The organism is Halomicrobium sp. HArcel3 (genome assembly GCF_058933135.1).
In genome coordinates this window covers 769,074-792,970 of record NZ_JBZYDN010000002.1, presented here as the reverse complement: position 1 = coordinate 792,970, position 23,897 = coordinate 769,074, and the positions used below count along the sequence as shown (strand labels likewise).

Below are 23,897 nucleotides of genomic sequence, written 5' to 3'. Positions count from 1 at the left end.
CTACAAGTTCTTTCTGCTCACCTAATTTGAATAGCTTATAATCAAACATTCGGACTGCACCAGCAGCGATTATTGGCAGACCAAGATTTAGCCCAATTGAGCTCTGATTTGGAAAAAATACTAACACGGCTCCGATTACCGCGACTCCCACTAGAATAGCAAGAATATTAATCGCAAGAAAGCGGTTACGTCGTGTTCGATATTTCTCAATGTACATCTATTACGCGAGAATGAAATTCTATGGATAAAAGTCCGGCTATTATATTATGGTCCGATAATCACACGAGTTAGGTCCCCGCGACCGACTAGGCAAGCCGGATGGAAGTCTACAATAACTCGTCAGTTGGACTAAGATACTCTGGAAGTGTTTCAACGGGCTCATCGAAGTCACCGTGAGAGTACGCACAGGGTGATTCTTCCCAACATATCCCAACAACGTCTTCATGAGTAATATCGAAATAGAGGGTGCCAAGACGTAGGCGATTAGCATATTGGTCGATGTCAAATTTCTCGTTAGCTGTTTCGATAATTTTATCGAATAAATTACCTGGTATAGAAAAATCAAAAGAGGTACTAATTGCGACCATTGTGCCCTTTAGCGGATTTTCGGGGTGCTCACTCGTCACGATTGCAGCTCTATAATACCTCTCATCTTCATCAGCGGAATTGCGGCTCATCAATCAGTCTCTCCTCTTTCCACGAAATCCAGGAGATCTTACTAACTCGTCATGGCGTTTGATCTCAGAATCGGACTGCTGTCTTCGGTTGAATAAATCTTCTTCAATCTCCAAATGCAGGGCCATATGGTAGTTCTGTGCCGCCTCTTTTTGATTGATAGTGGTATCATCGGTCTCGTCGAAGGCCCCTTGAACGTACTCGTTAGCAGTTCTCCATTGTTCAGTGTCAATATCCTCTCGAAAATCATCTACGGATGGAAGCTCGAATAATTTGGTATTAGAGTCAATGAGGACTTGGCCTGTAGACTGGTCAAAATGCTCCTTACCCGATTCGATTCCTTCGGATAGAGCTCTCCGGAATGAGAGCGCGTTGTCAACTTGGTTCTCCCCTGCTACCTCCTCTGAATTCATCGCCAATTCGTTCAAACCCACATGCAAGAACTCAACCATCTCAGCGGCGATAGCCTCCCGCTCGTCAAGTTGACTGAAAACTTTCTGACGTTCATCTTCTGACCAGTGTTCCGTGAGAAGTGCAAAATCCTGTAGCGCTGCGGAAACTCGCTCCCGGATTTGTGCTCGACGCTTTGCAGCGGTTTGTCGCTGATTATACTCAATATCTCCCTTCAACCACTCTCTGTCTGTGTCGGTGAGAATCCCTCGATCATCAGGGTCAGTCATGCAATCCGAAATAAGACTGACGGCACTTATAAACACACCCCGAGAGACCTCAAAGTTCGCAAAATGTAGTGTAGAAGCCTGCTAACCGGCGATTCCTCCACATGCCACCTATCGGTAACTGCCGATGCAACGAAACAACACCCAATCGGTCGAAACGCTGAGCGGCCCAACCGTGAATTCAAGCCATGCAGGCGAGCGCTTGACTGGTGAGCTGGAGCCAATCGCTCCAGAGGAAGCCACTGAGATGTATCTCTCTGACCAAAGTCAAGATCTCCGAAAGTCCTCTCTGCAGACGCACCGTTCTGCATTGAATTTCTTCGAGCAGTGGTGCGCTGAGCAGGGGATTGACAATCTGAACGAGCTCACTGGTCGTCAGCTTCATAGCTATCGCATCTGGCGACGTGAAGAGGCCCCGACAAAAACTGACACCCTCGCGCAGTCAACTGAAAAGACGCAGCAGAAAGTCATTCGGCAGTTCATCCGATATTGCGGACAGATAGATGCTGTGGAATGGAATCTCCACGAGAAGGTTCGTGTTCCATCGATAAAGAAGGGAGATGCTGCTCGTTCTAACACTGTTGAAGCTGATCAAGCAAGAGAAATTATTCAGTGGCTCTCGGACTACAAGTATGCGTCCCTCGAACACGTAACTTGGCTGCTCTTAGCTGACACTGGAGCACGGATTGGCACGCTTCAGTCTCTCGACTGTGATGACTATCATCCCCGTGAGGATACACCATATCTGGAACCAAACCATCGTCCCGATACTGGTACGGGGCTCAAGAATGGTAAAAACGGTGAGCGGCTGATAGCACTGAGTCAGCATGTTTGTGACGTCATTAACGACTATCTTAGTCAGAAACGACCGGACGTCACTGATGAATACGGCCGGAAACCCCTGTTAGCGACCTCGCACGGCCGCATATCCTCAACGACTGTCCGAAAATACGTCTACAAATGGACTCGTCCCTGTGAAGTGGACCAGGGATGTCCTTATAATCGTGATATCGAAGCATGTGATGCTACAGATGCATGCTCTGCCTCGAAGTGCCCTGGCAGTGAATCACCCCATGCAATCCGTCGTGGCTACATCTCTCATCAGCTCTCTTCTGGTGTTGAGCGGTCCTATCTCAGCGGCCGATGCGACGTCTCGCCTGAGGTACTAGAAGAGCACTACGACGCGAGAGACGAGCATGGAAAGATGGAGGTGCGGAGCCGAGAGCTAGACCACGCTCGTCGAGATCACGGCAGCTACGGGGGGCAGTAAGATGCAGCTCAAATCCGTCACAATGAGCCATGGTGAGCGGTTGGCTCGGGGCGTTTTGCCCAACATTGAAATAAAAGATATGATACGGAAAGTGTTGAGATTCGATCTTTAACCTCTGAGAGCTGTTGTTCGATTTCTGTCGCATCCATGGGTATTATATTCCATTTCCTCTCTTATTAAACACTATTCACGGGCTTGAGCGAACCATATCTATTGTTACATCGACGGCGATATTCTCAAACAAATCACCACCAATAGCCTCCGCGGCCTCTGCGAGGAAGTCAAGTACAAACTCCACCTCGTCCACGTAGCTACGTAGATACTCCCGAAATATTCAGATGAGATTCAACCGGTCACATCAGAGCCAGGACTATCGAGGATGGAACTGATAGTTGCTACGTAGGAATTACGAGTCCCGTGCGTCGTCCTGCCGTTCTCGATCCGCTGCCCCGAACCCACCAGTTGACCCTTCCTCCCGTGCGTTGCTGATTCGGTCAGAAGTAGATTCATACGCAGCCTCTGCCCCGTCGCCACTGTGTGCCATGTCCAGTGTGTACTCTCCGTCGATACCCATCCCGCCCGCGGTGAGGGCCGCATCCTGATTCGCACCGATGAAGAGGAACTCCCAGTCGAACTCCGACTGGCGGTACTCGATCTGTTCTCGCACCCGTGGCTGCGGGGTTTCGGACGCGTTCTCCTTCCCGTCGGTGAGGATGACGACGATGGTGTTGTCAGGTCGCTCTTCGACTCCCATGGATGCGAAGTGGTCTGCCGTTTCGGTGATCGCCTGGTATATCGCGTCGTGCAGCGCAGTTTGCCCCGAAGGCGTGTAGTTGTCGCTACCCAGCTCCGGAGCATCCTCGATCGGGCAGGTCTCGTACACGAGGTTGACGTGGGTGTTGAAATCGTACAGTGAGACGGTCGCCGTGCCCTCCTCGTCCCGCTGGTCCTTGAGGAAGGTGTTGTAGCCGCCGATTGTGTCTTCGCGGATGGTCGACATCGAGCCCGAGGAGTCGAGAACGAAGGTGACGTGGGTCTTCATGGTCCACCCGTCCAGGACCGGGTTCCCTTATCAATGTCAAAGCCTCCGGGAGAACGCCTCTATCGCGATCGCCGAGATGCCGACTCTACCTGGAGCGGTGTGATCAAGGCGACGCTGGACACCAAGTCCAGTCGCAGCCAGGCGCCGGGATTTTCCGTGAATACAGATCGTGGACTTGTGACACGCTCCTCGACATTTGAAATAAACGACTACGTGTATTCTCGGAAGAAATGGATATAAATGGGATACTGATAGTGACTTACCCGAATGGCGGAACAATCCCGGCGTGACATACTTCGTAGCGCTGGTTTACTCGGTATCTCTGGAGGCGGCGTCCTCGGTAGTAGTACTGTCAAGGGTTCGGCGGCCGACGGTGCTACAGAAACGCCTGTCGTGAGTGGCTCTCCGATGGTGCAGTACGACGCGGCGAACACTGGCTTCGCGGCAGACCAGAGCGGACCGACCGCAGACCCGGCCGCACTCTGGCAGCATCGGGCTGGCGCGAACGTCCGCACGTCACCGGCCGTCGTCGACAATCTGACCTACGTGGGAACGGAGGGTGGGCAGTTGGTCGCTCTCGATGCAATCACCGGTGAAGTGCACTGGAACTTCGAGTTTGCGGACGGAACGCCGACCTCGCCGGCAGTCGCCGAAGGGACCGTCTACGTGACGACGACTGCCGGAAGGCTCGTTGCCATCGACGCGACGTCAGGCACGGAGCAGTGGTCGGCACCCCTCGACGGCGACTCAGTTTCGGCACCGGTCATCTGGCAGGACCACATTTACACGACGAGTGGAACCTCCCTCCTGTCGTTCCATGACGACGGTCGTCGTTCGGCCGAAGCGTCGCTGTCCGGGGATGAGCTGTCGCAGCCCGCGGTAACGGACACCAGCGTCTACGTCGGCAGTGACGACGGGTCGATCTACGCCTTCGACCTCACTGACGACCCCACCGGATTCGACAGTACCGAGCGGTGGCACGTCGACAGGGTCATCGACAGGGTGCCTGCAGTGACCGTCGCCAACGATACCGTTTACGTAGCCGGGACAGACCCTGGCGAGACGGCGCAGGGGCGGGTGTACGCCCTCGATCCTGTCACCGGAATTACACAGTGGCAATTTACGACGACACCGTGGATTGTGACGTCACCAGCAGTGACGACGGAGTTGGTGTACGTCGGTGCGGAGAACGGCGACGTCATCGCGCTTTACGCAGATTCTGGAATCGAGAAGTGGCGCTTCGACGCGAACAGTTCGTGGCAGTTCGCGTTCTGGGGTCCAGGGATCGAGGCGTCTCCGATCGTGGCCGGACAGACGGTGTACGTCGGGAGCGAGGACGGCTATCTGTACGCCCTGGACGCGGAGAACGGAACTGAGCGATGGCGATTCGAATCGGCCGACAGTATCGTCTCGACGCCAACTGCCGTGAGCGGGATGGTGTACGTCGGGAGTGACGACGGGGGAGTGTACGCGATTACGTCGCCCGACTCGTCTCCGGTCCCGCTTCCGGACGCCGAGCCACGTGGAAGTGATGGCCCTGGCGTATCAGGGAAGCAAATGGATGGCGACATACTCCCGGTCGGTGACCTGGGCATTGGCCTGGGGCTCGGGGGAATTCTAGTCGGGTACCTCCTGTTGCGGGGGAGTGACGAGTCTCCAGACGATAGTAGCACTAGTAGGTCCCGAGTCACGATCGAGCGGGAAACGGAACCGAACGAAGAGGAACCGAACGAAGAGGAACCGAAGAACGCCGACGGTGAGGGTGCTGAAGATGAACAGATCCAGGTGCTCGAAGCGGACGTCGAATCGACGCTGGAGCGAGTCGACGAATTGCAGGACGAAATTACGGAACTGGTGGTAGCGGGCGAGCGAGACAACGCCGAGCAGACGATAGCAAGGGCAAACCAGGAACTGGAACGGCTGATGGGGAAGCTCGTTACCGTACCCGAACCAGTACCATCGTCTAGAGTTCAGCCGCTACAGGAGAAGGTACGAGACGAACAGGAGTCACTCGAAGGGGCCATCCGTCGGGCCCGCGAATTGTCGCTCGAAGAAACCTGTGAGGCAGTCGAACGATCGCTGGCAAGTGTAAACGGCTATCTCTCCCACGGGAACGTCGACGATGCGGAAGCAGCGCTCGAAGATGCAGCGAAAGAGATCCAGGAAGCGAGGGACCGATTAGAGTCACCTTCCGGCTCGTCGGCCTCCGATCGCATCGAATCACTCCAGGATCGAATTGGCACACGGCGAGACGATATCGAGCAGGTGCACGAATGGTTGAGAGCTCGTGACAGGCTCGACGATTCGATCCAGGCGGCCCAGGAAGACGTCGACGCCGAGCGGTGGCAGCCCGCGCTCGCGAAACTGGACGAAGCACGGGATCGTTCCGAGAGGCTCATCGACCGGGACGTCCCGTATCTCTCGGCCGATTCGATACAGCATCAGGAAAACCTGATCGACGAACTCCAGGCAACTGCGAACAGGGAGTACGCTACCCAGCGGATAGAGTCGCTCCTCGAGGAGTGCGAGACATTCCTCGACGAAGCGATCGAGGGATCAGAGAACCCGGACGGCGTTCGTGAGACGGTCGAATCGAAGCTCGAAGACGCCCGTGACCATCTCTCCGCATCGAGCATCGCGACGGCGACGTTTGACGGGCGAGTTGCTGATCTCGAATCCCGCGTAACCGCCTACGAACAATCACGACAGGAAACGACAGAGGAGACCCAGCCACAGATGGACGATGCCACAGATGACCAGCGAGACGACAGTCACTCGACGGCCGAATTCGCCGATCTCACGGCGTTCCAGCGCGACCTGCTGGTCGTCATCGCTGGTCACGAGGACGCCAAAGGACTGGCGATCAGGGACGAACTGGAGACGTACTACGACGAGGATATCAATCACGGTCGACTGTACCCCAATCTCGATACGCTCGCCGAGAAGGGGCTCGTCGACAAATTCGAACTCGACGAGCGGTCTAACGGCTATCGACTCACCGAGTCCGGGAGGCACTACCTCGACCATCGGCGGGCGTGGCAACGAGAGCGGAGCCCTGACGGTGATGTCGCTACCGAGCGTAGCAAGCGGGAACAGATAGCCGAATCCATCGACGACGTTGCTTCACAACTCGGGCGAATGCCAAAGCGGAACGAGTTCCTTGGTCGTACTGACTGGGACCAGGGTGACGTCACTGACGGGTTCGAATCCTGGCAGGGCGCTCTTGAAGCAGCGGGCATCAGTGTCGAGGACGAACTCCTTGGTGAACTCGAACGCGTTGCCGAGGCCGTCGACGGTGAGCCGACATCCAGCGATATGAACCGTGAGGGAGCGTACAATGCGGGGAAGTACTCGACGTACTTCGGCTCGTGGGCAGCTGCAGTCGACGCTGCTAACCTCGATTCTGACGATTCGACGGAGGACTCCGAGTCTACGTCCGAGGAGCAGCAAGCGGACGACCCTGCGGAGGCGGAGGCGTCGAGCCACGATGACGTGCTGGACGACTATTTCACGCTCGCGGAGCTACCAAACGAGAGCCGGTTCCACGGCGAAACAGCAGTCTACGTCGCCGAACGCCACACCCCGGACGAGAAAAAGGACGCTCGACTTACCATCCGGGACGTCACAGGGACGTCGGCGACGTTCGACGTCTGGGCGAAACACGACTGCGAGTTCGACTGGACCGTCGGCGAGTGGTACGTCCTGACGGAAGTGCGTCTCCGCAAGTGGGACAAGGACGGGGAGACAGTGCTCAATCTCTCGAGTTCACGAGATATGTCGGTCACCCCGCTTTCGGCGGACGTTCCCGCCGTAGACGAGAGGGTGGCTGAGCACTCAGCGCTCGGCGCGGAGCAAGAGAGCGAAGACGAAGTAGAACTAGAAGACGAGACAGAGGAAGCAGCGGAACCGGACGACGAAGCGGAAACAAACGACAAGAGTGAAGACGAAACAGGGGAGGACAGCGTCCTCGACGAGATCGTCTCTGAGTTCGATAACGAGCTGATGTGAAGCAGTTCTGAACTTCCCCAACCCTCACACAGTACGGATTGTGTCGACGGACTTGAGCTATGCAAGAGGTTCTCGACGGGTTCCATCGACTGCAACTTAGCGGTGACGTTCGTGCCACTGCCGAGATGGCAGATTCTCGTGGCGACACACTCGTTCGTGGTGATAGCTTCTACTGTGTCCAAGACGTCCCCTGAATAGGCGTCAGGAATCGCCTATCTGTGCTTCGAGTTCCTGCTGGAGTTCCGCCAGTTCGTTGCTGACAGACCGTTCCATACTCGGGCTTTCCGCAGGCACCGTACCCCCAGTGTCGGTGAATCGCTCTTCGAAGTAGGCGACGTCGAGCAGGGCGGTTGCGTCGCCTCCCTCGTCGTCGGCGGCTGGATATGCCGGAACTTCGGCTAGAAGCCTGATGGCGTCGAGGACCGACGAGGAATCGACGTCGACCGGGAAGACGGTGTTCGATTCCGGCGCCACCGGGAGTTGCTGGTTCGCGTTGACCAGCTTCTGATCTTCGGGTCGGGGAATAGCCGTGTCGATCTGGAAGAACTCGGTGATCTGGTCTCCATCCCCGTTTTCCTCCCTGAGCGTGGAAATCGATGCCTCGTTACGCTCTGCCTGTTGTGTTCCGAACTCGGTTGCGCCTGCTGCCAGTCCATCCCCGCCGAAGAGGACTGTCGTGAGTGCGTCCCGCCATAGCGGATGGCCGGTATCCGGTAGCGCCCGGTAGACCGTGTAGAGCCCATCGTAGTACTCCGCGAGGGCTGTCGCGTGGCTAGCCCCATCGGCCGTATCGGTCGCTTCCTGGATCTGTGTTCTGAGATAGCCGAGATGTCCCGTGAGGCTACTGGTGGCCGACTGGTACTCCGTGCGAACTGCTGGCGGGAGTGACAGTTCGCCACCGGTGGGATCCTCGACACTCTCGTGAAGGCGACCCCTCGTCGCTGTCGCGGCCTCTTCGGCGATTTCGTACTTCGTTTCGGCCAACTCGATATCGCCCTCGCTCGCGGCGTCCAGTCCCTGTGCGACGGCGCGTTCGCCCGCACGGAGTTCCCTGTCGATCTGCATCGAGAGCGTCTCGACCCACTGGTCTCTGACGTTCTCGGTTTCCGCGTGCAGTTGCTCGATACGGCGTTCGATCTCGAACTCTTCCGGAACCGATGTGTCATATGCGTCCAGCTGGACGGTTTCGTAGGTGTCTATCGCCCGCTGGTACGCTTCGATCGCTGCCGTCTCTTCTCCGGCAGCGCGTTCCGCCTCGGCTTCGTCTACGGTCGCTTCCGCGTTCGCGATGTACTCGCTCACCTCGTGCTGGGCAATTTTGGTCCGTACCGTCGCCAGCCCCTCCCGTAACTCCTCGACCGACGATTCGGGCGCATCGTCGGGAACGTCCTCGATTCGGGCGGCAGCCGCCTCCACCTGTTCCTGTGCGGTCTCGACTGCACCGGACCGGAACGCTTCCCGTACGTCCCCGGTTTCGTCGGCAGCCTCGTCTATCGCTTCCGCAATCTCTCGCTCCCGACAACTATCGACGAGGGTCTGCACCTGCGAGTGATACCGGTCGACCCGTTCGAGGAGTGTCTCCCGAACCGGGTTTGAAAAGGAATCGTCATCTGCGAGGTGATCGGCCGCTCGCAGGTGATTCCGGGCGGCCTGGAGACGCTCTCGCGTATCGTCGACGTCGTGTTGGAGATATCCACGTGCCCGGTTCAGTTCGTGCTCAGTCTCGTCGAGCGCGTACGTCGCAATGGCGTCGACGAGCGCTTCCCGGACCGAGGCGGCCTCCTCACGGAAGGCAGTAAGGTCGTCTTCGAGTTCTCCCACGGGGACCGACACGACTCGCTCTCGCGCAGTCTCGATGGTCGAGAACACGTCGCGAAGCTCGGACGCATCTATGGCGTCTCGTGCAGAACTCAGTAACTCGTGTGCGTCCGCTAAAGACCGCTCGCCTTCCTTCACAGTCGCACGATGCTGGACGTCAGCGATCGATTCACGGACGCCGTCGATGCGAGCAGTTAGCGCCTCTTTCTGTTCGGCTGTTTGGATATCGTTCTCGACGGTTTCCCGGACTGGTTCAAGCGTTGACCGAGCCTCTGAGAGGTGGTCGGCAGTCGCGGACAGATCGGAGTCCAGGTTCTCCCGGGCACACTGGACCGCATCCTCGACGTTGTCGAGGTCATTCGAGACAGCGATGGCCGTAATACTGTCGTCGACTCGCGCGAGTTCACCTTCGACCGGTGCAATCGCTGACTCGCCGAGCACTGGTTCAGCCGATGCGATATGACTGCTCGCTTCCTGGAGGCTCGACTCGGCCGTCTCCAGCTGCCCGATCTCTACCAGTTCGTCCGCCTCGGTGATCAGGTTCCGTGCCTCCTCGAGTTCCTGGTGAGCTTCCTGTACGGCAGCCTCGTGCTCGACTGTCTCGAGCGACTCCTGCAGGTCCTCGATACGAGTGGAGAGTGCCCGTGATTGCTTCTCGGGGAGTGGTCGGTCCTCTAACTCCTCTTGCACTGTGGTGAGGCCCACACGTGCGTGAGAGAGCTGGTCGTGCGTGGTGTCGAGGTCGTCACCGACGCTCTCCTGGGCACGCTGCAGGTGCGCTTCGACGTCGTCGAGTCCCTCAGAAATCGAGGCCACCGTGACAGCGCCCTGTACCCGCTCGAGCTCCGCTTCGACCGTGGAAATTTGGGACTGGTCGATCGTCGGTTCGACGGTCGGAAGTTGTTCCGCCGCACGCTCGAGGGTCGATTCCGCGGTTTCGAATTGCCCCGCAGCCGTCTGGTCGTCTGCCTCCTCGATCAGTTGCTTCACCGCTTCGAACGTTTCTCGGTGCCGCTGTTCCGTAATCGACGTTTCTAGCTCGCTTCGCTCTCCGGCGAGTTCTTCGAGTCGGTCTTCGAACTCGGACCTGACGGTCGGCGGGAAGGTGGCCGATTCCAGAATCGATTTCACCTGGCCGACGTTCTCGGTCGCTGTTTCGAGATGCGTGGCTGCCGTATCGACGTCGGCTTCGAGTTCCGACCGGCCACGTTCGATAGACTCCTCGGCCTCCTCGATCGCCTCCTTACACGGCTTGTACCACTCTGCGATGCTGTCGTACTGTTCGAGCCGGTCGACGAATGCAGTGACAGGAGCCTCGAACTGGTCGAACGGTGCCTCCCACTTCGAGAGACGGTCGAGCGACTGCTGCCGGATGCGTTTAGCCCTCGCCCGTGAAATATCGAACTCGGCCTGTATCGTTTCCGGGCGCCTGAGTACGAGAGAGAGCGAGTGCCTCGACTGTTCCACCGTCGCCGTCGGTGGAAGATGATCGGCCGGTTCGAGAGCTGCGAGACCAACGGTCACCCACTGGCTGTCCGTGGTCGACTCCCGAAGTGTGCTCAGGCGGTTCATCGGCCCGACGACAGATGAGTGGAGAGCCGTCAGTTGGTCCGCAGCGTCGCCGGCCTCGTCGGGGCTCATGGACGCGGGATCTGGAAGGTTCTGCAGACCCGTTTCGAGAGCATCGACACTCTCTGTGACGAGGTCGCGCCGGAGCTGCGTGGCCAGTTCGTTCCATTTCGCTCGATAGCTCTCGATGGTTGGCTCGTCACCGACGAGTCCGGCCACGAACGTCGCATCGGCAACCAGTGTTCGACTCGAAGACCGGACCGATTCTGCGGTCGTCTGCCGGATCTCCGATACGTCAGCCAGTGTCCCGACCGAGGCGTTGGCGAGCCGTACTGGGTCATCGTACCCGGCGGCCGCCAGTATCTCTTCTCGCCGGGGTCCAATTCCCTCGACTGCAGTCACCTTTGACGACTGCTGCAGTCCCTCGACGAACGCGGATTCGTCGTTGAGCATTTCGGACAGGTCTGCGAGCTGTGAGACGACGGCCACATAGTCCCGAGCACCAAGTGCGCTCTCAGCATCGCCAAACGTGGTCCGGAACCGTGCACGATCGTATGCCGAATTCTCGTATTCGTCCAGGAGGCGAAGGTACGATTTTGAGACGACGGATTCCAGCTGTACCCCTTCGTCGATTCCAGCCTTCTTTGCGCGCTCGTCCCAGTCGGCTGGGGACTCGTCCATCTCCGTCGACGCTATTTCACCGAACTGCAGTGCCCGTTCGAAGGACTGTCTCGCGTCGGCGATCTCACCGTTTCGAATTGCAGTCCGTCCCACACTGACTGTCCGGTTGGCACTGTGAGTACATTTCTCGATGAGTTCTGCCCGCCCCGTGCTGTGCCGGGACTTCGTCCAAGCGACGCCGAGACCAGAAGCGACGGTTAGCGCAACGAACAGCCCGCTCGCGATGACTTACCCAGTGGCAAAGGCGATTACCCCGAGTACGAGGAACCCGATGGCTATCCATTTGAGATACAGACCACGTCTAGTTTCGCGTCCAAGTCGTACTTGAATCGCTCTTACTGCTTCAATGTCGTCAGTCATCTGCGGTCAGAACCTCCTCACTGCCGAGTGCACTCTGTGCCCGATTCACCACGTCGCCGACGCTCTCGTACTCGCGCGGGGTGGCCGAATCGAAGGCGTCTTCGACGTGGTCGGCGATTTCGTGTCCATCTTTGTCACGGAGGCCCAGCTTCCGGAGCAATGCCGACTGTACGAGTGCGGAGACTTTGCCAGCAGCGAGAGAATTGCTCTCGTCAGCCGATTCGGACTCCAGCATCCGGACGAGCGCGGGACTGGCCCTGAGCCGGAGTCGAACTCGCTTCTCCGCGCGGACCGGGACGGTCCACTGTCCACCCCGTTGGAGGGTCTCGCGGAGGGCCTCGTTGGCGAACTCGTCGAGTTGATTCGGGGTCTTGGCCAGGGCGGCCTGCAACAGTTCACCGACCCAGCATTCGACCTCGACGGTCGTGGTCGCGTACGGTTCGTACTGGGTCGCCGGTTCGTCGAGCGTGAACGCGACGACTGGTTCGACCTCGGGTTCGGGCTTGTCGATCTCCAGTTCGAGGAGCATCGACTGACCGGTGGTCGAGCGCACGTCCGTCGTGAACTCTTGCAGTCGTTCCCAGGTGGCCTCGTCTTTCGGTGGGTCGTAGTGGTCGGGATATCGCTCCTCGATCGCCCTGGCACCGGCTTGTTCGAGTTCCTCGATAATGGCAGCGACGTTGCCGGCTTTCCCGTCGACTTCGAACGACGGTGGCGCTCGAAGTGACTGTCCCCACTCGACCATCTGGGCAGCGGTTTCCAGCAACTCGATACCGTCTTTTTCGGGGAGCCGCGCGTCGGACTCTGTGGGAACGCCGACGACGTGATAGAACTCCGCGTGTTTGTCGCCGGTCGGATTTCGGAGCACGCGACCCATCCGCTGAATGAGTGAACTGCTGAGCCTGCCCCGGCCCCGGTTGATGGCGACTTCAGCCGTCTTGATGTCGACCCCCTCTCCCAGCGTCTTCCCCGAGCCGATCAGGGCGCCGGTGTCGTACTCGTCGTCGAACTCCTCGACGGCCTTCAGGAGGTCATCCTGCTGTGACGACACCGTCAGCAACAGGTCCTCATCGTCATCGTCGAGTTTCATCGAGACCATCTCCTTGACTGACTCGATTTCGTCCTGGGATTCCAGCAGGACGACGCACTTCTTCTCGCCGACGTGGTCGAGAACGAGCCTCGCGACGGTTTCAAGGTCTGGCGAGAGGTTGTACCGCGTCATCTGTCGCGACTTGATCGCCGACGAAAAGACGCGGAACTGGTCGTTTCGTTCCTTTACACGCCGACCGAGTGTCGACTGGGAAAGCGACCTTGCTTCGCTCAGGGTATCGAATCCAGTCGCCTCCCGGGGTTCGTCGAGTTCCTGGTTGACCTCCTTCAGTCGCGTGCCGTCTCGAAATCGGTCGAATCCTTCTTCCAGCGTCCGGGTTACGCTCGCGAGGTTCGCCTGACCCTCGAAGGGCGTGTACGTTACGGTCCACGAACACGTCGGCACGATACCGGCTTCCTGTCCGTCCCGGAGTGTGAACTGGAACACCTCGGGAATGTCTCGGCGTTCGAGGCTTCGCCGATCAGTGTTCGTCAGCGACCCGGAGAGGGCGAGGACGTCTCCATCGAAGTCGTCCAGTAGCTGACCGAACCCGGACCCGCCAACGTAGTGGTGTGTCTCGTCCAGAATGACGAGATCGGCGTCCGGGACGCCTCGTTGCTGTAGATGATTCGCAGTTACGAACTGGACGTCTCCCCAGTGGAAGGTCGCCGTCCGTTCGGCAGTGACGTCCCGCTCTTCGGGGATGTTGAGGTGTTTGTCGAACTCCCGCTGCCACTGTTCCAGGATGAGCTTCCGATGGGCAACCACGACGACGGTCGCCCGCCCTTGCGTCTCGTCCCGGTGCTGGGCCAGGTCGCGATCTGTTGGGTGTAACTTGCCGAAGTGGTGGGCGATGGCCGCGATGCCACACACCGTCTTTCCCGTCGCCGTCGCCATATTCAGAACGCCACGACAGTCGTTGTCCAGCCACGTATCCATCGCCGCACGCTGGTGCTCCCACAGCGGCGTCGTCATCCGCGGCGATTCGAGAATAGAGAGCAGCGAAGTCCCGTCTCTGGTGAGGTTGCCGACGGTGTCGATAAGCGCGTCGAGATACGCGTCGTTCTGTGGTCGGCAGAACAGTTCGAGCATGAAATCGACCGTCGTCGCGTTTGCGCCAATATCGATAGTCTCGATGGTTTCCTCGTCAATGTCGCCGGTTTCGATCCGTTCGACGAGTGCCTTGTTCACGGCCGCCTGGAGCGCCTGGCCGAAGTCGGCGTACTCGACGTGCGTGGACTGGGACAGTTCTTCGGCGAGTCGGGCAAACTCGAAGGCGAGTTTCCCGATGGTTCCGGACTTCCTGTCACCAATCGGTAGCGACGTGCTCCGCGATTCGATCCCCGCAGTCCGGTAGAGGCCCTCCCGGTAGAACCGTCCCGTTTCGAACCCGTAGTCGCCTTTCGTGAGGTCCGTATCGCCGATACCGATTCCGTCCAGTACCAGCCGGGCGGAGTCGTCGATGTACGCCGGCCACTGGGGCTCTGGTAAATCTGCCAGCCAGTTCGCCGCGAACTTCTCGCCCGGTGTGTCAGTTCCAATCGCAAGCTCTCCGAGTTCCCCAACTCTCACGAGTCAACCACCTCCATAGCACTCGGTACCAAGATTGGGAAAGAATGGCGTAGACGTGGATAAAAGCGTAGTGGCCGGGTTCTTTCCTTTGATAATCCCGCCCCGAGCCAGACGTTTCTACACGAACGGCAATCCTTCTCGTCAAACCAATCGACTACTCCCGAGCTACCTCTTGACATCGAACCCTGTCGCTGTCTTGGCCAGCAGTCTGTCCCACTCGTGTCGTCGACGTCTTCCCCGCGATGGGAAACCGAGTGGTGCCTACTCCGCATCGAGATACGTTTGCACCGTCTGCCAGTGTCGCGAGAGTGTTACCACGCTCACGTACGCGACGTCGGCCAGATCCGACTGGGTCACCTCGACGCCGTGTTCCCGTGCGGCGCCGTACAGAATCGCCGCAGCGATTCCCGTCGGGCTCTGGCCGACGTGGGCGCCGTCGTCGATCACTGCGTCGGCGAGGTCAGACGCTCGCTGGCGGACTGTCGTCGGGAGCGACGTCCCCGACGCAAATCGCGCGATGAAGGCACTCGGGAGCGGCGGCGCGACCTGGCGGTCGTATTCGCGGACGAGTTTGCTCACGGCGCTCCTGATAGCGTCGAGCGCCACCGGTGAGGCGTCGGCGATCTGTTTCAGCGGGAACGGGTTGTAGTCCTCGCGCGCCGTCACGTGGACGCAGGCGGCGGCCATGGCCTCGATGGAGTGGCCGACGAGCAAGCCGTCGTCGGCAACCCGGCGGAACAGGTAGGCTGCCTGGTCGACGAGGGAGTCGCTGGCTTCGAGCGACGTGGCAAGCGCCCGCAGTTCACGGAGCCCGTGGCGGAGTGTCTCGTCGGCGTGGTCGAGACGGTCGTTGAACCGCGCCCAGAACCCGACACCTGCGCCACTACCATCCCCAATCCTGGTGCCGACGCTCACCCGCGAGACGGACGCGGCTGGGCCGGTACGGCGGTCCTCCTGGGGCTTCCAGCCAGGTTCACTGAACTCGATCTCGGCCCCGGTGTGGACGGCACCACACGCCTCACAGTACCACTCGCTCGCGGCACTCCGGGTGAACGACTGCGCACCACATTCGGCACAGGCGGTCGTGGTATCGAAGTCGTTCGCCGACGACTCCTCGCCGTCGACGACCGTCGGCTCGTCGGTCGAAGTGCGTTCGGATGCGACACGCCACGCTACGGACTGTTGGCCTGAGGACATGGATTGGGAAAACTGTGCGTCGCGCAGCTGCTCGGAGGAGTTCGACTGGGCTGTCCGAGACCTGTCGGTACTGGACAGCAGCCAGGGAGCGGCCACGCGAACGCGAATTAGTTTTGACGGCGGTGCCAACAATCCGGGCCAGCGGTTTCCCGCCGGGTGGTAGCTACCTAATCTATATCACGGATCCATGTTAGCTGTTCCGGTGGTGCAATCGGTGAGCATGGTCGATTCTGACGTTCACGCGTCCAGAGAGATGTCCCTACTTAAATCGATAACTCGACTGATGGCTACGGACTACGAGAGCACCACGGTCAGTGAGACGTGAGATACCGGTCTGCATCGCGGGCGTATCCGTCGATCGCGCCCTCGAGGTCGTCGAGATGTGCGGCGATCTCTCCCACCTGTTCTTCCGGGAGGCCGCTGATGTAGGACCCGAACCGGAACAGCGCCCGTTCGTATTGCCGTCCCGCAATTCCATCGGGAAGCGTGCGCTCGAAGAACGCGACGTACTCGCCGAACTTCGTCGCCGACGTGGTCGCACCCACTGGAAGCGTGTCCGTCCCCGACCGTCGTCCCGTGAGGAAGACGAAGGCCGTCCAGACCCGGACGTCGAACAGGGGGAAGCGGGCCGAGTACGCCTTAGGGTCGCTCGCAGCGAGATGGAGGAGGAACGCTGGCGTCACGACCGTCGCGTTCGAGAGCGCCCCCGCGTCGACGAGTTCACTGCCGAGCGTCTCGACAGCGTCCGCGGGATCTTCTTCGAGGAGCGGTTCGAGAGCACCCGATTCGAGCACTGGCCGGACACCCGAGAAGTCCACACCTCGGCTGAGGTCCTTCCAGTCCCAGAGCTGGGCCGCACGCTCGACGACGTCGTCCGTTCCGGCGAGGACGTCGTGGTACGTCCGGTCGGGGTCTTCGGCAGTCTCGTAGAACGTCGTCCAGAACGCGACGTTGATCGGTGGGGACACACCGACACGTCCGCGTGGGTCGCCTTGAATCGTACTGGTCTCGCTCGTCCAGGCCAAGGCCTCATATCAGGCCGCAACTGCCATGAAGATATTTAACGTCGAGGGGTCCTTCTAGACTTAACACTCGCTGAGGCTCGAATAGATGGGACACCTCTCGGCCGCCGAACGCGCGCTCCTCGACGAGCTGCTGGACTGTATCGCCGAGGCGATGCGTCGGCGGGACGACGTCGATCCCTCCTACGCGAGCAAGACCAAGCTACAGAAGCTGTTCTACCTCGCGATCGACGAGTTCGACCTCCCAGTCACCTACAGCTGGTATCTGGCCGGGGCGGTCGTGCCCGGTGACGGGGCGACGCCGGCTGGACTCCAGTCCTCGTTCGACGACCTTGCAGGACCGGCGGAACCCTCCCTGCAGGCGGACGAATCGGTTGCACCCAGTGACACGGACTCGGCAACAGAAGCCAATGATGACGTTGGCGATATCCTAGACTCAGTTGCTTCCCCTGTAGACGACGATACTATCGATCCGATTCTCTTCTCCCCCGATAGCGCAGGAGAGAGCGATCCGTCGCCGGATGAACTCGGCGACCGACGCGCGGACGTTGTCGATTTTTACGTGGCGACGCTCCCGGAGGTGTGGCACCAGAGTACGATGCGATTTCTCCAGAACTTCTATCTCGAACACGCGCCCGCGGCCTATCGCGACCTCTACGTCCAGAGTACGCACCTCCGGACGCGGTTGCGCGACGTCGAAGAAGTAGTACGGGTCCTGTCCGAGGGGAACCAGTCCACGCAGTCACTCGACGAACTCGTCGACGACATCGGGCTCGACATCTCGGATCTCCACTGTTCCATCCAGTCTTCAGATGAGCTTCAGGCGACGTTCGACGGCTTCGTCCGTGGGACAGATCTCATCGAGGACGGATTGATGATGCTGGCCAACCGCTCGCCGGCCGAACTCGGGCCCGAGCACGTCGCGACCGTGCAGTCGATGCAGGACTTCTTCTTCTACTACGTCTGGCGATACCCGTGTCTCCACATCTCTCGCGAGACCGCAACAGGCCCCTCGGCGGAGTCGCTGCGAGCGGACCGAACGGACCGGCTCGCGGACTTCGAGGACGAACTGCAGCGCGAGGCCGATCGGTTCGAACGAGAACTGACTGAGGCTGGTTTGGTACCCGATTACACCGATTACAGCCCGCCGGACGACGACGTGACCGAGACGATCACCTCGCTCGCGGACAATTACATCGAATGAGTGCTGACTCCAGTCCCGCGGCATCACGCGAGGTGTTCGCGGACACGTGCATCTTGCTCTCCTTCGTCCAGCGGGAGTGGGAACACACGGACGAGACCGAACTGATCGAATCGGATTCGGTGACGATCGTCGTCAGTGAGTCCGTCATCGAGGAGCTGACGGCGGTCTCCGAGCGGCGCCGCGACATCTACGAGGACATGGTCGAGTACCTCGTGGAACTGGACGCCGACATCGAAGAGTACGACCCGGGCGACAGGCACGTCTACTTCGCGCGGAACGACGCAAAGCACGTCCGGAACCTGCAGATGAACCTGGCCGGGCACGGAGACCGGCGAGAGATCCTCCGGGACCTGCGGACCTACGTCCGGGCGGCAGGGCGTCGCGTCGAGTACCTCGAATCACTGCTCGCCGACCAGACCGTGGATCCGATCCCACCCCTCGAACTGCGATTCGCCATGGACGGTGTCCTGAACCACGATGCCGATACGAAAATCGTCACGGACGCCGCCGCCTGGACTGCCGACGGCGGCTCTGGCATCCTCGTCACCCGGGACAGCGACCACATCATCCAGAACGAGGGCCCGATCAACGAGTTGCTCACCGAGGAACAGGGCCCCGGGTGGACTCTACAGATCCAGCTCCCGGAGCACGTGCTCGCGGAAACGACACCAGCTGGTCAGGGCGACTGAGCGGATCGGTCGGTATTATCGATTTAAGGGGGATCGGTTCTCTGGGTGCAGTGCCCTCCCGGCGAGGGCGAACCAGGGTTGATCCACAGATGACGAAAATCAAGCGCGACCGTAGCGGTGAACGGCTCGAAGCCGACTCCCGGAACGACAGTTCCGACGAGGACCGCGAGAAGCGAAAACTGCTCGCCCGCGGCGGCGTCTGACTCACGACGCACGTCGGTGAGTGCGTAACCGGGGCGGGGAAGCGCCGCAGTCCGGGTGGTGGATAGTTGCCGCTCCCGGCCCGGTTTTCGAGGGGCGAGTGGCGCTGTTCGATGGATCGTCTGCACGTGGGTGGTGAGACGGTCCTGGGCTGGCGCTACGAAGACGGAGCGGGATCAGGAATCCGTCCGGGGTACCGAGATGTCGAGTTCCGCACTCACGTAGTCGAAGGCGTCGTCGTACTCGTTCTCGATTATCTCGCACACTTCCCGGTTGACGGTCAGCCCGCCCCTCGTGATGTTCGCGGAGCCCAGGTAGGCAAACTCGTCGCAGACGACGACCTTGGCGTGGAGGTCGTCGAGTTCGATGAGGGTCACGTCGTCCGGTAGGCGGTCGCGCACGAAGTCGTTGTACTGCTCCCCTTCGCGGATGACGAGCGTAACCTCCGTGTCGGGCAACGCGTCGATAGCGTCGAGCATACTCGTGTGGCGGCTCTCGAGGTGGTCGTTCACCGGAAAGCGCAGGTCGACGTTGCCCAGCCACGGCGAGACGATGACGACCCGTCGCGCGTGCAGGAGCGTGTACCCGATGAAGTAACCCAGGCTATCAGAAGTCAAGGAAAACGCTCGTACCATCGATCTCACCCCCTGGTGGTCGTTCGCGGTCGAACATCGTTTCGGTGGCCTCCTCAGTGGGAACGGACTCCGTCAGGTGCGCCCGGAGGGCCTCGAGCACGACGTAGCTGAGCGTCTCACTCTGGTCACCGGCTTCGATGCACTCCGTGAGGTGCAGGTTCTCGACGCAACCATCGATGTCCGGCGAGTGGAACGCCGTTTCGACCCGGTCGACGTCGGAGAGCGACGTCTCGTGGGCGGCGATTGCGTCTGCCGGGAACTCCTCACCGGCGACCTGTGCACTCGCCACGACGTGCTTGAGGCTGTACGCGTCGCCAGTCGAGATGTCCTCGTCGGTGGCGAACTGCTGGGCGCGGTCGATGGTCGAGATAATCTCCTCGGTCACTCGGTCGACGACTGTCTCGAAGGGAACCCCGAGATGTGACTCGATGATCGGCCGGATTGACTCGGTGTCGGTGGTAGCGGTCGGCAGATTGGCCACGAATTCACTGGACGCCCAGAGTCGTTCGCTGATCACCTGCTCGTTGTAGGCCAGCCGGTTTATCGACTCCAGGACGCTTCCTGGGTCGGTATCGAGTTCGTCGTAGACGAGGTCGACGATTCCCTGGCCGCCCTCCGTCCGCTCGAAGACGTACACTTCGCCCTCGTCCCGGTCGAAGCCGTAGAAGACGCGCTGGCTGTTGACGCTGCTGATGTCCGCGACCAGCTGGAGGAAGAAGTGGGCTGCCGTGTGGTAGGCGAGATGTTCGAGGTCGCCCGCTTCGAGGTCCTTGTATCGTCGCACGTACTCGCCGACGTTCTCCTCAAGTCCGTCGAGAAACGTGGTGAGATCGTAGACGAGTCCGCGCGTTCGCGTCGTGAACCCGAGCGGCGTCTCGGGGCTCTCCAGTTCCTGGGTGAACCGGTCCTGGTCCTTGTCGTACGAGACGCCGATGTCGGGACCGTAGAATTTCCCGGGCGTAATCTCCAGGGTCACGCTCTCCAGTGACACCTTCGCTTCGAGGTCGGCGAGCGTCAGGTCGCCCGTCGATTCGACCGGTGTCCGCTCGATGACCGACGTGTCGACGTGTGGCTCCGAGTGAATCTTCCCGTACTCGCGCTCCTCGTGACGTAGGCACCTATCCAGATTGCCCGGGATGACCTGGAAACACACCGGGCAGTACTGGACCATCTCGAGGGCTTTCTCCTCCGAGATGTCCGTCATCTCCGAGAGCTGGAGGGTGTCAGGAACGAGGACGTCCTCGTGCTTCTCGCCGGTGACGTCGGCCTTGTAGTCCATGACGACGCCGTCGTCGGTCACGGTCGTCTTCGGCAGGAACGCGTGCATCACCCCGGACTGCGACTGGTACTCCGACCGGTACGGAGCGTAGGTCGTCACGACTGAATCGATCGACTCCTCCGGGCGGTCCGTCTGCTGGTCTTCGCGGAAGACGGAGACGAACTGTCCGGAGCTGTCGAAGTAGCTCGGCGGGACGAACCACACTTCGTCGTCGAGCTGGCGGCCCTCGGTCTGCAGGTAGAGGTCGAAGTAGTAGGCAGCCCGCAGGAGGTCCTTGATCTTGTACAACGAGTTGTACGGTTTGTCGCTGCCGTCGAGATACGAGGCGTACTGGTCGAGCGTCTCCCGGACGTAGTGGACCTGCTTTTCGAGGCGGTAGTAGTCCTCGATGCGCTCGTCCTCGCTGAGCGTTTCGAGCTGGGTGACGGCGTCGTTCAGGTCCGCGAGACGGCCCTGGTTGACCGGTGCGATCGCCTCGTCGACGACGCTGTTCACCCGGTTGCGCAACTGCATCAGCTTCCCAGTGAGACCGAACAGGTCGGCCAGGAGCGACGAGAAGTGAGTGACGACGTCGTGCGTCCCGCCGGAGGGAACGACCTGGGCGCGGTTCTTCGCCTCGGCCAGCTGCTGGTTCAGTTCCTGGACGAGGTCCTCGTAGCCACTGCCGCCCCGTGAGGCCAGCCGTTGTTCGTAGCCGGAGACCTGTCCGTCGAAGGTCTTGATAACGAGGAGCGTCTGTTCCTGGACTTCGAGGACGTACTGGCCGACGGCGTCCGTCCCCCGGACGATCTCACCATCCTCCATCCCGAAGTACTCCTCGACGTCTGCCACGGTCTCGTGCTGGGCATCGAGGTACGAGTCGAGTGCGTCCTGCACGTCGGCGACGACCGGTTTCGAGAGCATGGGTTCACTCGGGACTTCGATCCCGAACTCCTCCTCGAAGAACGAGCGTGGATCCACGAGCATCTCGTAGAAGGTGTCGTACCCGAGGTCAGTTTGCAGGTACCGTTCGAGGAACGTCCTGTGTTCGTCGAACCGAATAAACTGGTCGTCGAGCCACGAGACGTGGTCGTAGTACCGATTGAACCGGTCGTGCATCCACTCGACGACGCGGTTGTCCGTGTTGAGGGGGGTCCGGATGTCGGAGCCGAGGAACCGGTCGGCCCGGTAGAACATGTTTGCGTCGCCGGTGAGGTTCGACAGGTACACCGCGATGTGTGAATCCATTCCCGGTTTCCGGGCTGCCCGGCCGGCGCGCTGCAGGAACGACGACAGGTTCCACGGCGTCCTGTGTTGCGTGATGATCTTGATGTCGCCGACGTCGATGCCCACCTCGAGGAAGTTCGTCGAGAGCAGGATATCGCTGTTCGCGGCCGTCTCGCTGTCGAACCCCTGTTCGGAATAGACCGACATGAGTGACAGTGGTTCGTCGATGAACCGGTGGCCCATGTCCGACGCGACGCCATCCCAGTCCTCCTCGTCGCCGTCGCGGTGGAACTGCCACAGTTCGTTCTTGCGGTCGGCGTCGTCGAGCTGGACCCGTTGCTGGTTGATCTGGGAGATGCTGTCGATGAAGGAGAGTTGCTTGCTCCGTCGCCCCTCCCCGTCTTCGAGCATCGTGTGCCCCAGGAGCATCGATTGCTGGAGCGCCATCGAGGAGACGCCGGGCCCGTCCTCGGGGGCGAGCATGAAGTAGTAGTGCTCGAAGTCGTCGTGGTCGTCGTCGTAGTCGGACGGCGGCGGGCTCGTCGTCTCGACGTTTGCCGGAGACCGGCCGAATATCTGTCCGCCGAAGCGCTTGGGGTCGTCGATGGTCGCGCTCGATCCGAGCCACAGCAGCGGGTCGTCGGAAATGTCGTCGACGTTCTGGATGACCTTCGCCGCGTGTGCGCCACGGAGGCCGGTGTAGAGGTGGACTTCGTCGAGGACGATCGTATCGAAGCGGTCGACGAGCGAGTAGTGTGGCTTGTGGGCGAAGTTCTCGAGCGATTCGAGGGTGGTGAGGACGATGTCCGCGTTCCCGTTCAGGGCGAGGTCCTTCCGTGACAGGATCAGCTCGCGGTCGGTGAATTCGTGGGAGGGGTCGTTCTCACAGCGGAGGACGTAGGACTGGCTGGTCCCGTGGAGCCGGAACGAGTGGGACTCTCCGTCCTCCCCACACCAACAGTTACAGAGCGTGAACCGGGGCCTCCCACCCGTCGATTCGAAGAAACCCTTGTTCCCCACATCTGACCGTTCCCAGGGCATATTCCCCACGTAGCAACCGACCGAGAGCGTGTCGTCGTGGTCCGTCTTGATTGTGTGGATGTGTTCGAGGATCCGCCCGAGCTGGTCCTCTAGCAGCGCCCGACGTGGATAGACGATCGCGATGGATTCCTGTCGATCCTCGCGGAGCAGCTGGTAGAGCGGACCGAGGAAGGCTTCGGTCTTGCCGAACCCCGTCGGTGCCGAGAACACGGCCGCCTTGCTCTCACCGTCGGCGTGACGTTGCTCGTCGAGGTAATCGACCGTCTCCCAGCTGTTGACCTGGAAGTCGAGCGGGTCGAATCCGAACACGTCGATAATCGACTCGACGAACGGGTTCCCGTCCGTGTACTCGCTCGTCTGGCGTCTGGCCTGCGGTTCCCGCTCGTATTTGAGCGCGTCCGTCACGAACGGCGGGTCGTCCTGGCCCTCGTATCTGATCTGTCGATTCGCCAGCATCGCCTGGAGAAGCGGGCCCACGTCGTCGGGAACGCGTCTTATATCAGTATTCCGATCAATATATCTCATTCGAGAAGCGTAGCGATTGCTATATGGTATCTGATGGGACGCCTTAACCCTTGTCTTGCCAGTGATGAATACAGTTGCTGCTGCTATCGCGTCCCCAGTTGGGGAGTGAATTTCGATAGTCCGAACATTAAAGGTC

14 protein-coding genes and 1 pseudogene are annotated in these 23,897 nt (G+C 60.0%); 5 read left to right on the top strand and 10 right to left on the bottom strand.

The features are described 5' to 3' along the window. The 3 genes from AC5FRV_RS09650 to AC5FRV_RS09640 all read right to left on the bottom strand — a co-directional run. Positions 1 to 217, bottom strand: a 217-nt coding sequence (locus AC5FRV_RS09650; RefSeq protein ID WP_493560865.1) for a hypothetical protein, incomplete at its 3' end; no start/stop codon positions are given. Between the two features lie 109 nt (positions 218 to 326). Beyond that, complete coding sequence (locus tag AC5FRV_RS09645) at positions 327 to 677, bottom strand: hypothetical protein (protein WP_493560864.1); 351 nt, start codon at positions 675 to 677, stop codon at positions 327 to 329. A 3-nt stretch (positions 678 to 680) separates the two neighbouring features. Further along, a complete protein-coding gene (locus AC5FRV_RS09640; RefSeq protein WP_493560863.1) occupies positions 681 to 1,355 on the bottom strand; it encodes a DUF8102 family protein in 675 nt (224 codons plus the stop codon). Positions 1,356 to 1,479: 124 nt separating this feature from the next. Between AC5FRV_RS09640 and AC5FRV_RS09635 the strand changes: the two genes are divergently transcribed. Further along, a complete protein-coding gene (locus tag AC5FRV_RS09635; RefSeq protein WP_493560862.1) occupies positions 1,480 to 2,622 on the top strand; it encodes a tyrosine-type recombinase/integrase in 1,143 nt (380 codons plus the stop codon). A gap of 406 nt (positions 2,623 to 3,028) precedes the next feature. On the opposite strand, the gene AC5FRV_RS09630 is transcribed toward AC5FRV_RS09635, so the two are convergent. After that, positions 3,029 to 3,664: a vWA domain-containing protein gene (locus AC5FRV_RS09630; RefSeq protein WP_493560861.1), complete on the bottom strand. Its 636-nt coding sequence runs from the start codon at positions 3,662 to 3,664 to the stop codon at positions 3,029 to 3,031. A gap of 267 nt (positions 3,665 to 3,931) precedes the next feature. On the opposite strand from AC5FRV_RS09630, the pseudogene AC5FRV_RS09625 reads away from it, so the two are divergent. Together AC5FRV_RS09625 and AC5FRV_RS09620 are read left to right on the top strand one after the other, a co-directional pair. Next, positions 3,932 to 5,131: pseudogene (locus tag AC5FRV_RS09625) on the top strand (outer membrane protein assembly factor BamB family protein); the annotation flags it as partial. 387 nt (positions 5,132 to 5,518) lie between these two features. Further along, on the top strand, positions 5,519 to 7,672 hold the full coding sequence (locus AC5FRV_RS09620) for a homing endonuclease associated repeat-containing protein (RefSeq protein ID WP_493560881.1): 2,154 nt from the start codon (positions 5,519 to 5,521) through the stop codon (positions 7,670 to 7,672). 201 nt (positions 7,673 to 7,873) lie between these two features. Here AC5FRV_RS09620 and AC5FRV_RS09615 read toward each other — a convergent pair whose 3' ends face one another. The 4 genes from AC5FRV_RS09615 to AC5FRV_RS09600 all read right to left on the bottom strand — a co-directional run bounded on the left by AC5FRV_RS09615 (position 7,874) and on the right by AC5FRV_RS09600 (position 16,927). Next, positions 7,874 to 11,548, bottom strand: a complete 3,675-nt coding sequence (locus AC5FRV_RS09615; RefSeq protein WP_493560860.1) for a helix-hairpin-helix domain-containing protein — start codon at positions 11,546 to 11,548, stop codon at positions 7,874 to 7,876. Positions 11,549 to 12,092: 544 nt separating this feature from the next. Further along, positions 12,093 to 14,762 (bottom strand): DEAD/DEAH box helicase, encoded by a 2,670-nt coding sequence (locus tag AC5FRV_RS09610; RefSeq protein ID WP_493560859.1) that lies wholly within the window; start codon positions 14,760 to 14,762, stop codon positions 12,093 to 12,095. A 261-nt stretch (positions 14,763 to 15,023) separates the two neighbouring features. Continuing rightward, on the bottom strand, positions 15,024 to 15,959 hold the full coding sequence (locus AC5FRV_RS09605) for a transcription initiation factor IIB (RefSeq protein WP_493560858.1): 936 nt from the start codon (positions 15,957 to 15,959) through the stop codon (positions 15,024 to 15,026). 311 nt (positions 15,960 to 16,270) lie between these two features. Beyond that, on the bottom strand, positions 16,271 to 16,927 hold the full coding sequence (locus AC5FRV_RS09600) for a hypothetical protein (RefSeq protein WP_493560857.1): 657 nt from the start codon (positions 16,925 to 16,927) through the stop codon (positions 16,271 to 16,273). A 142-nt stretch (positions 16,928 to 17,069) separates the two neighbouring features. On the opposite strand from AC5FRV_RS09600, the gene AC5FRV_RS09595 reads away from it, so the two are divergent. Together AC5FRV_RS09595 and AC5FRV_RS09590 are read left to right on the top strand one after the other, a co-directional pair. After that, on the top strand, positions 17,070 to 18,185 hold the full coding sequence (locus AC5FRV_RS09595; protein ID WP_493560856.1) for a DUF8098 family protein: 1,116 nt from the start codon (positions 17,070 to 17,072) through the stop codon (positions 18,183 to 18,185). Further along, positions 18,182 to 18,874, top strand: coding sequence for a DUF8169 family protein (locus tag AC5FRV_RS09590; protein ID WP_493560855.1), 693 nt, complete (start codon positions 18,182 to 18,184; stop codon positions 18,872 to 18,874). The genes AC5FRV_RS09595 and AC5FRV_RS09590 overlap by 4 nt, the downstream gene beginning before the upstream one ends. A gap of 377 nt (positions 18,875 to 19,251) precedes the next feature. On the opposite strand, the gene AC5FRV_RS09585 is transcribed toward AC5FRV_RS09590, so the two are convergent. Beyond that, positions 19,252 to 19,692: a phospholipase D-like domain-containing protein gene (locus AC5FRV_RS09585; protein WP_493560854.1), complete on the bottom strand. Its 441-nt coding sequence runs from the start codon at positions 19,690 to 19,692 to the stop codon at positions 19,252 to 19,254. Further along, positions 19,682 to 23,713 (bottom strand): DEAD/DEAH box helicase, encoded by a 4,032-nt coding sequence (locus AC5FRV_RS09580; protein WP_493560853.1) that lies wholly within the window; start codon positions 23,711 to 23,713, stop codon positions 19,682 to 19,684. Before AC5FRV_RS09580 ends, AC5FRV_RS09585 begins: the two co-directional genes overlap by 11 nt. Positions 23,714 to 23,897: the final 184 nt, after the last annotated feature.

Excerpts from the sequence above, each read along its gene's own strand:
- AC5FRV_RS09645 (WP_493560864.1), bottom strand. The coding sequence starts at position 677 with ATGAGCCGCAATTCCGCTGATGAAGATGAGAGGTATTATAGAGCTGCA.
- AC5FRV_RS09640 (WP_493560863.1), bottom strand. The coding sequence starts at position 1,355 with ATGACTGACCCTGATGATCGAGGGATTCTCACCGACACAGACAGAGAG.
- AC5FRV_RS09635 (WP_493560862.1), top strand. The coding sequence starts at position 1,480 with ATGCAACGAAACAACACCCAATCGGTCGAAACGCTGAGCGGCCCAACC.
- AC5FRV_RS09630 (WP_493560861.1), bottom strand. The coding sequence starts at position 3,664 with ATGAAGACCCACGTCACCTTCGTTCTCGACTCCTCGGGCTCGATGTCG.
- AC5FRV_RS09605 (WP_493560858.1), bottom strand. The coding sequence starts at position 15,959 with ATGTCCTCAGGCCAACAGTCCGTAGCGTGGCGTGTCGCATCCGAACGC.
- AC5FRV_RS09595 (WP_493560856.1), top strand. The coding sequence starts at position 17,070 with ATGGGACACCTCTCGGCCGCCGAACGCGCGCTCCTCGACGAGCTGCTG.
- AC5FRV_RS09590 (WP_493560855.1), top strand. The coding sequence starts at position 18,182 with ATGAGTGCTGACTCCAGTCCCGCGGCATCACGCGAGGTGTTCGCGGAC.